At 69.9% G+C, this 9,521-nt stretch carries 11 protein-coding genes; 2 read left to right on the top strand and 9 right to left on the bottom strand.

All coding sequences use genetic code 11. The annotated features are described in order from the left end of the window. Positions 1 to 777 (top strand): DUF389 domain-containing protein (locus VIU94_RS03215; RefSeq protein WP_331907277.1); only part of this gene is annotated, 777 nt, incomplete at its 5' end. Positions 778 to 883: 106 nt separating this feature from the next. Here VIU94_RS03215 and glmM read toward each other — a convergent pair. The 4 genes from glmM to VIU94_RS03195 all read right to left on the bottom strand — a co-directional run bounded on the left by glmM (position 884) and on the right by VIU94_RS03195 (position 5,245). Then, positions 884 to 2,242, bottom strand: coding sequence for a phosphoglucosamine mutase (glmM, locus tag VIU94_RS03210; RefSeq protein ID WP_331907275.1), 1,359 nt, complete (start codon positions 2,240 to 2,242; stop codon positions 884 to 886). Positions 2,243 to 2,395: 153 nt separating this feature from the next. Continuing rightward, positions 2,396 to 2,908: a 30S ribosomal protein S9 gene (gene rpsI, locus VIU94_RS03205; protein ID WP_331907273.1), complete on the bottom strand. Its 513-nt coding sequence runs from the start codon at positions 2,906 to 2,908 to the stop codon at positions 2,396 to 2,398. A gap of 44 nt (positions 2,909 to 2,952) precedes the next feature. Next, a complete protein-coding gene (gene rplM / locus VIU94_RS03200; RefSeq protein ID WP_015035600.1) occupies positions 2,953 to 3,396 on the bottom strand; it encodes a 50S ribosomal protein L13 in 444 nt (147 codons plus the stop codon). 226 nt (positions 3,397 to 3,622) lie between these two features. After that, positions 3,623 to 5,245 carry an ABC-F family ATP-binding cassette domain-containing protein gene (locus VIU94_RS03195; RefSeq protein WP_414720878.1) on the bottom strand — a complete coding sequence of 541 codons (1,623 nt, stop codon included), beginning with the start codon at positions 5,243 to 5,245 and terminating at the stop codon, positions 3,623 to 3,625. Between the two features lie 56 nt (positions 5,246 to 5,301). Between VIU94_RS03195 and VIU94_RS03190 the strand changes: the two genes are divergently transcribed. Beyond that, entirely contained in the window at positions 5,302 to 6,225 is a 924-nt protein-coding gene (locus tag VIU94_RS03190) for a hypothetical protein (RefSeq protein WP_331907269.1), read from the top strand. Here VIU94_RS03190 and truA read toward each other — a convergent pair. The 5 genes from truA to rpsM form a co-directional block, all read right to left on the bottom strand. Next, a complete protein-coding gene (gene truA, locus VIU94_RS03185) occupies positions 6,193 to 7,053 on the bottom strand; it encodes a tRNA pseudouridine(38-40) synthase TruA (RefSeq protein WP_331907267.1) in 861 nt (286 codons plus the stop codon). The two genes, VIU94_RS03190 and truA, sit on opposite strands and share 33 nt — an antisense overlap. A gap of 85 nt (positions 7,054 to 7,138) precedes the next feature. Continuing rightward, a complete protein-coding gene (gene rplQ / locus VIU94_RS03180; protein ID WP_331907265.1) occupies positions 7,139 to 7,603 on the bottom strand; it encodes a 50S ribosomal protein L17 in 465 nt (154 codons plus the stop codon). Positions 7,604 to 7,793: 190 nt separating this feature from the next. Further along, positions 7,794 to 8,816 (bottom strand): DNA-directed RNA polymerase subunit alpha, encoded by a 1,023-nt coding sequence (locus tag VIU94_RS03175; protein ID WP_030890689.1) that lies wholly within the window; start codon positions 8,814 to 8,816, stop codon positions 7,794 to 7,796. 107 nt (positions 8,817 to 8,923) lie between these two features. Further along, positions 8,924 to 9,328 carry a 30S ribosomal protein S11 gene (gene rpsK, locus VIU94_RS03170; protein ID WP_003956432.1) on the bottom strand — a complete coding sequence of 135 codons (405 nt, stop codon included), beginning with the start codon at positions 9,326 to 9,328 and terminating at the stop codon, positions 8,924 to 8,926. Between the two features lie 67 nt (positions 9,329 to 9,395). Next, positions 9,396 to 9,521 (bottom strand): 30S ribosomal protein S13 (rpsM, locus tag VIU94_RS03165; RefSeq protein WP_331907279.1); only part of this gene is annotated, 126 nt, incomplete at its 5' end.

Below are 9,521 nucleotides of genomic sequence, written 5' to 3'. Positions count from 1 at the left end.
CACGGGCTGCGCGAGATGAGGATCGACCAGGACGGCTCGATCGCCGTCGAGAGCATCGACTTCTCGATGTCGCGGCGCGCGGACGCGGCCGAGGCGGAGGCCCCCGGCGAGGCCGCGGACGCGGTGCTCTGGGAGCAGCTGAGCGGGGCGACCCACGAGGAGTCCACCCTCACCATCACCTACAGCGCCTTCATGATCCTGGCGACGATGATCGCGGCCTGTGGTGTGCTCCTCGACAACGCGATCCTGATCGTCGGCGCGATGGCCGTCGGCCCGGAGTTCGGGCCGCTCGCCGGCGTCTGCACGGCGGTGGTGCAGCGCGCGCCGAAGCTGGCCGTACGCTCCCTCGTCGCGCTGCTCGTCGGCTTCGCCGCGGCGATCGTGGCGACGACCGTGTTCAGCCTGGGCATGGACGCACTGGACCTGTTCAACAAGGAGCAGCTGGACGCCGAGCGGCCCAACACCAGCTTCATCTGGAACCCGGACCCGTTCTCGTTCGTCGTCGCGCTGCTCGCCGGCATGGCCGGCGTGCTCTCGCTGACCTCGTCGAAGTCCGGGGCGCTGGTGGGCGTCGCGATCTCGGTGACGACCGTCCCGGCGGGCGCGAACGCCGCCGTGGCGCTCAGCTACGGGGAGTTCGCCCAGATGTGGGGGTCGATCGAGCAGCTGCTGCTGAACCTGTTCGGCATCATGCTCGCGGGCGTGCTCACGCTCTACGGGCAGAAGGCTCTCTGGCGGACCCAGCGGGGCCAGTGGACCCGCCCCGGGAAGGGCTGACGCGGCCGGCACAGGAAACGGCCCCGCCGCCCGGTACTCCGGGAGGCGGGGCCGTCTCGTGTGCGTCCGTCAGAAGGACCAGCCGAGTGTGCGTCCGTCAGGAGGACTACCCCAGCGCCGACTTCACCGCGTCCGCGAGCCGCCCCGCCACCGACCGGGCCTGCTCGATGTCGGCCGCCTCGACCATCACCCGGACGAGCGGCTCCGTGCCGGACGGGCGCAGCAGCACCCGGCCGGTCGAGCCCAGCTCGCGCTCGGCGTCGGAGACCGCGGAGGCCAGCTCGGCGGAGGTCTTCACGCGGGACTTGTCGACGTCCGGCACGTTGATGAGGACCTGCGGCAGCCGCTCCATCACCGCGACCAGCTCGGCCAGCGACCTGCCGGTCGCGGCGACCCGCGCGGCCAGCATCAGGCCGGTCAGGGTGCCGTCGCCGGTGGTCGCGTGGTCGAGGACGATGACATGGCCGGACTGCTCGCCGCCGAGCGCGTAACCGTGCTCCTTCATCGACTCCAGGACGTACCGGTCGCCGACCCCGGTCTGCACCAGCGAGAGGCCCTCGCGCTCCATCGCCAGCTTGAAGCCCAGGTTCGACATCACGGTCGCGACGACGGTGTCGCCGCGCAGCGTGCCCGCCTCGCGCATCGCCAGCGCGAGCACCGCGAGGATCTGGTCGCCGTCGACCTCGTTGCCCGCGCCGTCCACGGCGAGGCAGCGGTCGGCGTCGCCGTCGTGGGCGATGCCGAGGTGCGCGCCGTGCTCGATGACGGCGGCCTTCAGCAGGCCCAGGTGGGTGGAGCCGCAGCCGTCGTTGATGTTGAGGCCGTCCGGCTCAGCGCCGATGGTGACGATCTCGGCACCGGCCCGGGAGAACGCCTCGGGCGAGACCCGGGCGGCGGCGCCGTGCGCCTCGTCCAGGACGATCTTCAGCCCGTCGAGGCGGTTCGGCAGGACGGCGATGAGGTGGGCGACGTACTTGTCGAAGCCCTCGTCGTAGTCGCGGACCCGGCCCACGCCGGCGCCGGTCGGCCGGTCCCACGGGGCACCGGTGCGGTGCTCCTCGTAGACGGTCTCGATCCGATCCTCAAGGTCGTCGGCGAGCTTGTGGCCGCCGCGCGCGAAGAACTTGATGCCGTTGTCGGGCATGGCGTTGTGGCTGGCAGACAGCATGACGCCGAGATCGGCGCCGAGCGAGCCGGTGAGGTACGCCACGGCGGGCGTGGGCAGCACGCCGACGCGCAGCACGTCGACGCCGGCGCTCGCGAGACCCGCCACGACGGCGGCCTCCAGGAACTCTCCCGACGCACGCGGATCACGGCCGACCACCGCGGTCGGGCGATGCCCCTCGAAGGTCCCCGCCTCGGCGAGCACATGCGCCGCCGCGACCGACAGGCCGAGCGCGAGCTCTGCCGTCAGATCCGCGTTGGCCACACCGCGTACGCCGTCCGTGCCGAAGAGTCGTCCCACAGCTGTCCTCCGAAAATGCTCCGAAAACGCAATCCCTGGGCGCCCGATCTCCGTTGTACGGCCGTGCACGCCCAAAGTGAAGAAAAGACGTACGCCCCGGCAGCACGGGCAGTGCCGCCGGGGCGTACGTACAAGCAGTCCGAGCAGGCGATATTAGCGCTTGCTGTACTGCGGGGCCTTACGGGCCTTCTTGAGACCGGCCTTCTTCCGCTCGACCGCACGGTCGTCACGGGAGAGGAAGCCGGCCTTCTTCAGCGCCGGGCGGTTGTTGTCCACGTCCGCCTCGTTCAGCGCGCGGGCCACACCGAGGCGCAGGGCGCCGGCCTGGCCGGAGACGCCGCCACCCGAGATGCGGGCGATGACGTCGTAGCGGTTGTCGAGCTCGAGCACCTTGAAGGGCTCGTTGACTTCCTGCTGGTGGACCTTGTTCGGGAAGTAGTCCTCGAGCGCGCGCCCGTTGATCTTCCACTTGCCGGTGCCCGGAACGATCCGGACGCGGGCGATGGCGTTCTTGCGACGGCCCAGGCCGGCGGCCGGCTGCGGGTCGCCGAAGCGGGACGCGACGGACTCGGAGGTGTACTCGCCCTCGACGGTCTCGGTCTCGGTGGTGTACTCCTCGACGCCCTCGAACTCGTCGACGGGGGTCTCAGGGGTGGTCTCGGCCACGATTCTCCTCAGATTTCTTTCGTTCTTAGGGGGTGTGGCCGGAACTACTGCGCGACCTGGGTGATCTCGAACGGGACCGGCTGCTGGGCAGCGTGCGGGTGGTTCTCGCCCGCGTAGACCTTCAGCTTCGAGAGCATCTGACGGCCCAGGGTGTTCTTGGGGATCATGCCCTTGATGGCCTTCTCGACGGCCTTCTCGGGGTTCTTGTCCAGCAGCTCGTCGTAACGGACGGAGCGCAGACCACCCGGGAAGCCGGAGTGGCGGTAAGCCAGCTTCTGGGTCTTCTTGTTGCCGGACAGGTGGACCTTGTCAGCGTTGATGATGATGACAAAGTCGCCCATGTCCATGTGGGGGGCGTAGACCGGCTTGTGCTTGCCTCGCAGGAGGTTCGCAGCCGTGGTCGCCAGACGGCCCAGGACAACGTCCTGCGCGTCGATGATGTGCCACTGGCGAGTGACATCGCCGGGCTTGGGGCTGTACGTACGCACTTCGTAGCCTTCGCTTCTTCAGTGGATGGAGTCCAGACACACCTGAAGCGATCATGCAGCTGGGGCCTGCACTGCCGGGGACACTGCCCGTATGCGAGCCACTGGTAACTGCTCCAGGGAACCTGCGTAAGGGCCCTTCGTGTGAGAACGACGAAGCCAATACGCATAACAAACTGCAACAGTACCCGCGCCGCCCCGACGGGTCAAAACGCCGCGAGACACCAGGTCAGCGCACCCGCTCGACCCGTCGCTCGTCCCACACCGGCTCCGAGGACTCCCGTACGACTCCGTCCGAGCCGAACACCAGGTACCGGTCGAAGCTCTTCGCGAACCACCGGTCGTGCGTGACGGCAAGCACCGTCCCCTCGTACGACTCGAGCCCGTCCTGCAGGGCCTCCGCCGACTCCAGGTCCAGGTTGTCCGTCGGCTCGTCCAGGAGCAGCGCCGTGGTGCCGGCCAGCTCCAGGAGGAGGATCTGGAAGCGTGCCTGCTGGCCGCCGGAGAGCTTCTCGAACGCCTGGTCGCCCTGCTGCTCCAGCTCGTACCGGCGCAGCACGGACATCGCCCCGCCCCGGTCCTTGGCGTGCTCGGTCCACAGGATGTCGACGAGCGAGCGGCCCAGCAGCTCGGGGTGCGCGTGCGTCTGCGCGAAGTGGCCGGGGACGACGCGGGCGCCCAGCTTCCATGTACCGGTGTGGGCCACCGACGGGTCCCCGGCGAGCAGCCGCAGGAAGTGCGACTTGCCGGAGCCGTTGGAGCCGAGGACGGCGACCCGCTCGCCGTAGAAGATCTCCAGCGAGAACGGCTTCATCAGCCCGGTCAGCTCAAGGTTCTCGCAGGTCACCGCCCGTACGCCGGTGCGGCCGCCGCGCAGCCGCATCCGGATGTCCTGCTCGCGCGGCGGCTCCGGCGGCGGGCCGGCCTCCTCGAACTTCTTCAGCCGGGTCTGCGCCGCCGCGTACCGGGACGCCAGCTCGTGGCTGATCGCGGCGGCCTGCCGCAGGTTGATCACCAGCTTCTTCAGCTGCGCGTGCTTCTCCTCCCAGCGCCGCTTCAGCTCCTCGAAGCGGGCGAACCGCTCCCGCCGCGCCTCGTGGAAGCTGCCGAAGCCGCCGCCGTGCACCCACACGTCGGACCCGGCCGGGCCGGGCTCCACCGCGATGATCTTCTCGGCGGCGGTGGCGAGCAGCTCGCGGTCGTGGGAGACGAAGAGCACGGTCTTACGGGTCTCCCGCAGCCGCTCCTCCAGCCAGCGCTTGCCCGGCACGTCGAGGTAGTTGTCCGGCTCGTCGAGCAGCAGCACCTCGTCGGGCCCGCGCAGCAGCGACTCCAGGACCAGCCGCTTCTGCTCGCCGCCGCTGAGCGTGCGGACCTGGCGGAACTGCGCCTTGTCGTACGGGACGCCGAGCGCGGCCATGGTGCACATGTCCCAGACGGTCTCGGCCTCGTAGCCCTGGACCTCGGCCCAGTCGCTGAGGGCCTGCGCGTACTTCATCTGCGCGGCCTCGTCGTCGACCGTCATGATCAGGTGCTCGGCCGCGTCGACCGCCTTCGCCGCCTCGCGGATGCGCGGCTGGGCCACGGAGACCAGCAGGTCGCGCACGGTCCGCTCGTCCCGCACCGAGCCGACGAACTGCGGCATGACACCGAGGCCGCCGCTGACGGTGACGGAGCCGCCGTGCGGCTGGAGCTCGCCGGAGATCATCCGCAGCAGGGTGGTCTTGCCGGCGCCGTTGGCCCCGACCAGCGCGACGACCGCGCCCTCCCCGACCCGGAACGAGGCGTCCCCGAGGAGGACCCTCCCGTCGGGAAGGTAGTACTCCAGATGCGCGGCCTCGACATGTCCCATGGGTCGCATTGTCGCTGCCGGAGCGCCCGTATCCCAACCGGATTAGGATGCGCGGCATGAGCTTTGGGGGACCGCAGTGGCCGCAAGGGCCGCAGCAAGGGCAGCAGCAGGGACAGCAGCCGTTCGGCGGACAGCAGCAGCAGCCTTTCGGACAGCAGCAGCAACAGCCGTTCGGCACGCAGACGCCGGACTGGGGGGCGCTCGCCGACGCGTCGGCGAACCGGGCCCGCCGTAAGCGCTGGCTGACGATCGGCGGCGGGGCGCTGGCCACGCTGGTGGTCGGCGCGATCGTCGCCACGGCGGTCGTGGCCGGCGGCGACGACGATCCGACCGCGAACGGCAAGAACGGCGGCCCGACGACCGCCGCCTCCCCCACGGACTCCCCCGAGCCCCAGCCGTCCTTCTCGTCGGTGGCGCCGCCGCCCCCGCCGAACCCGAAGGACTTCATCTCGAACGAGGCCAAGGACAAGGCCCCGATCAGCCCCGACACCCTGTTCCCCGGCAAGAAGCTCACGATGAGCGGCCGGGCGTACCAGAAGGGCGCGACGGCCTCCACGACGGACTGCGCCTCCGTGGGCCAGGGCGGACTGGGCGAGATCCTGAAGCGGAACGGCTGCGACCGGGTGATTCGCGCCACGTACGTCAAGGACGGCGTCGCGATCACCGTCGGCGTCGCGATCTTCTCCACCGAGGCCGAGGCCCTGAAGGCGAAGGCCCAGGCCAAGGGCGGCATCGCGCCCCTGACCGGCAAGGGCGTGGCCGAGTTCTGTCGCGCCACGGTGTGCCTGCGCCGCGCGAACGCGGTCGGCCGCTACGCGTACTTCACCCAGGCCGGCTTCACCGGCGGCAAGAAGGTCACGACGAAGGACGCCGCGGTCTTCAAGGCCAGCGACGACCTCGGCAACTTCACCTTCAACCAGATCTACGCCCGCGGCCGCACGCAGGCGTCAGCAGCAGCCACCGCTCCCGCCGGGCAGTGAGCGCCGGTTCCTGGCCTCCAGATTGCGGGCGGCCAGGAGCTCGTCGGCGGGGTAGCCGACCTCTTCGAGGGTGAGGCCGTGCGGGCGTACGACGTGCACGGCCGAGTCCCGTACGCCCGCGGCCAGCACCTTGCCCGGCCAGTCGGCCGGCCGGTGGCCGTCGCCGACGAAGAGCAGGGCGCCGACCAGCGAGCGGACCATGTTGTGGCAGAAGGCGTCGGCCTTCACCGTGGCCTCCAGGACGCCGTCGGGCCGGCGCTCCCAGCGCAGCGCCTGGAGGGTGCGAATGGTCGTCGCGCCCTCCCGCTTCTTGCAGTACGCGGCGAAGTCGTGCTCGCCGACGAGGGCGCTCGCGGCCTCGTTCATGGCGTCCATGTCCAGCGGCCAGTCGTGCCACAGCACGTGGCCGCGCAGCAGCGGGTCGACGCCGCCGGGGTTGTCGGTGACGCGGTAGGCGTAGCGGCGCCAGATGGCCGAGAAGCGGGCGTTGAAGCCGCTGGGGGCCTCCTCGACGCTCCAGATCCGCACGTCGTGCGAGAGCCGCCCGGCGAGCCGCCTCAGCAGCTTCTCGCGGTGCTCCTGCCACAGGGCGACGGGCAGGTCGACGTGGGCGACCTGGCCGCGCGCGTGCACCCCGGCGTCCGTGCGACCGGCGACGGTCAGCTCGTACGTCTCCTTGGACCGGGTGACCGTGCGCAGGGCGTCCTCGATCTCGCCCTGGACGGTCCGCTGCCCGCGGGCCTGCTTGGCCCAGCCGGAGAAGTCCTTGCCGTCGTACGAAAGGTCGAGCCGTACGCGGACGAACCCGGGCTGCACGTCGTCGCTCACGCGTGAATTCCTCTCAAAGCCTGTGCATGCGGAACGGGCCCGCTCCCCGAGGGGTGCGGGCCCGCCCACGAGATCGTCAGAACGCTCAGGCGTCCTGCGCGTCCTCGGTCTTGGTCTCGGCGGCCTCGTCGGCCTCCTTGACGGCGCGCTTGGCAGCGGCCTCGGCCTCGGCGACGGTCGCCTTCTTGGCGATCTCGCCCTCGACCAGCTCGATCACGGCCATCGGGGCGTTGTCGCCACGACGGTTGCCGATCTTGGTGATGCGGGTGTAGCCACCCGGGCGCTCGGAGTAGCGCGGGGCGATCTCGGTGAAGAGGGTGTGGACGATGCCCTTGTCGGTGATCGTCTGCAGCACCAGGCGACGGTTGTGGATGTCGCCCTTCTTCGCCTTGGTGATCAGGCGCTCGGCGACCGGACGCAGGCGGCGAGCCTTGGCCTCGGTCGTCGTGATGCGGCCGTGCTCGAAGAGCGACTTCGCCAGGTTGGCGAGCAGAAGCTTCTCGTGCGCGGCGGAGCCGCCGAGGCGGGCGCCCTTCGCGGGACGCGGCATGGTGTTTCTCCTTGGTGTCTGCCTCGGCCGTGTCAGGTACCGAGGTCAGTATCCGAGCAGGCGGTCGCCCGTCGGAGACCCGCGCCCCCTGAAGGGCGCGGGGAGGTATTCGATTTTGCGGCTACCGCCCCGAGGGCGCGACCGGCCGAAACCGGTCCGCAGCCACGATCGAACAGTCGGGCCCGAGCTCTTAGTACTGCTCGGTCTCGACGAACCCGGCGTCCGCGTCGTCGTCGGCGCCGAAGGCGTCGGCGGCAGCGGTCGGGTCGAATCCGGGCGGGCTGTCCTTGAGGGCCAGGCCCATGCCGGCCAGCTTCGCCTTGACCTCGTCGATCGACTTCGCACCGAAGTTGCGGATGTCGAGCAGGTCGGCCTCGGAACGCGCCACGAGCTCACCCACGGAGTGGATGCCCTCGCGCTTGAGGCAGTTGTACGAACGAACGGTGAGCTCGAGCTCCTCGATCGGCAGCGCCAGGTCGGCGGCCAGGGCGGCGTCCGTGGGGGACGGGCCCATGTCGATGCCCTCGGCGTCGATGTTGAGCTCGCGCGCCAGACCGAACAGCTCGACCAGGGTCTTGCCGGCGGACGCCATGGCGTCGCGCGGGCGCATGGCCTGCTTGGTCTCGACGTCGACGATCAGCTTGTCGAAGTCGGTGCGCTGCTCGACACGGGTCGCCTCGACCTTGTACGTGACCTTGAGCACCGGCGAGTAGATGGAGTCGACCGGGATACGGCCGATCTCCTGGCCCACCTGCTTGTTCTGGACGGCGGAGACGTAGCCGCGACCGCGCTCGACGGTCAGCTCCATCTCCAGCTTGCCCTTGCTGTTCAGCGTGGCCAGGACCAGGTCCGGGTTGTGGACCTCGACACCGGCCGGCGGGGCGATGTCAGCAGCGGTGACCAGGCCGGGACCCTGCTTGCGCAGGTACATCACGACCGGCTCGTCGTGCTCCGAGGAGACGACCAGCTGCTTGATGTTGAGGATGAGGTCGGTGACGTCCTCCTTGACGCCCGGCACGGTGGTGAACTCGTGCAGGACACCGTCGATCCGGATGCTGGTGACAGCAGCGCCGGGGATCGAGGAGAGGAGCGTACGGCGGAGCGAGTTACCGAGGGTGTAGCCGAAGCCCGGCTCCAGCGGCTCGATCACGAACCGTGAGCGGTACTCGTCGACGACCTCTTCGGTCAGCGAAGGACGCTGAGCGATAAGCATGAGAAATGCCTCCAGTCTTGGCACCCACTATTTGATGCCAACGGAACAAGGGTACGGGCGGTACGGCACCGAAGCGCCATACCGCCCGAAGTCAGGCCCCTACGGGGTCAGACGCGGCGACGCTTCGGGGGGCGGCAGCCGTTGTGCGGGGTGGGGGTGACGTCCTGGATCGAGCCGACCTCGAGGCCGGTGGCCTGGAGGGAGCGGATCGCGGTCTCACGGCCGGAGCCGGGACCCTTGACGAACACGTCCACCTTGCGCATGCCGTGCTCCTGCGCGCGGCGGGCGGCCGACTCGGCGGCCATCTGCGCGGCGAAGGGGGTGGACTTGCGCGAGCCCTTGAAGCCGACGTGGCCGGCGGAGGCCCAGGAGATCACGTTGCCCGAGGGGTCCGTGATCGAGACGATCGTGTTGTTGAACGTGCTCTTGATGTGCGCGTGGCCGTGAGCGACGTTCTTCTTTTCCTTGCGGCGCACCTTCTTGGCAGCGCCCTGACGACCCTTGGGGGGCATCTATTACTCCTACGGGAGGTGGTCGGTCCTACAGCGCAAGACCGCTGGTGAGCGAGTCCGCTGTGGACTACTTCTTGCCCGGCTTCTTCTTGCCGGCGATGGCGCGACGCGGGCCCTTGCGGGTGCGCGCGTTGGTGTGGGTCCGCTGGCCGTGGACCGGCAGCCCACGACGGTGGCGCAGGCCCTGGTAGCA

The organism is Streptomyces sp. (genome assembly GCF_036566765.1).
In the GTDB taxonomy this organism is placed as follows: domain Bacteria; phylum Actinomycetota; class Actinomycetes; order Streptomycetales; family Streptomycetaceae; genus Streptomyces.
The sequence above is the reverse complement of the archived record's forward strand: the minus strand, read 5'-3'. Positions and strand labels throughout refer to the sequence as shown.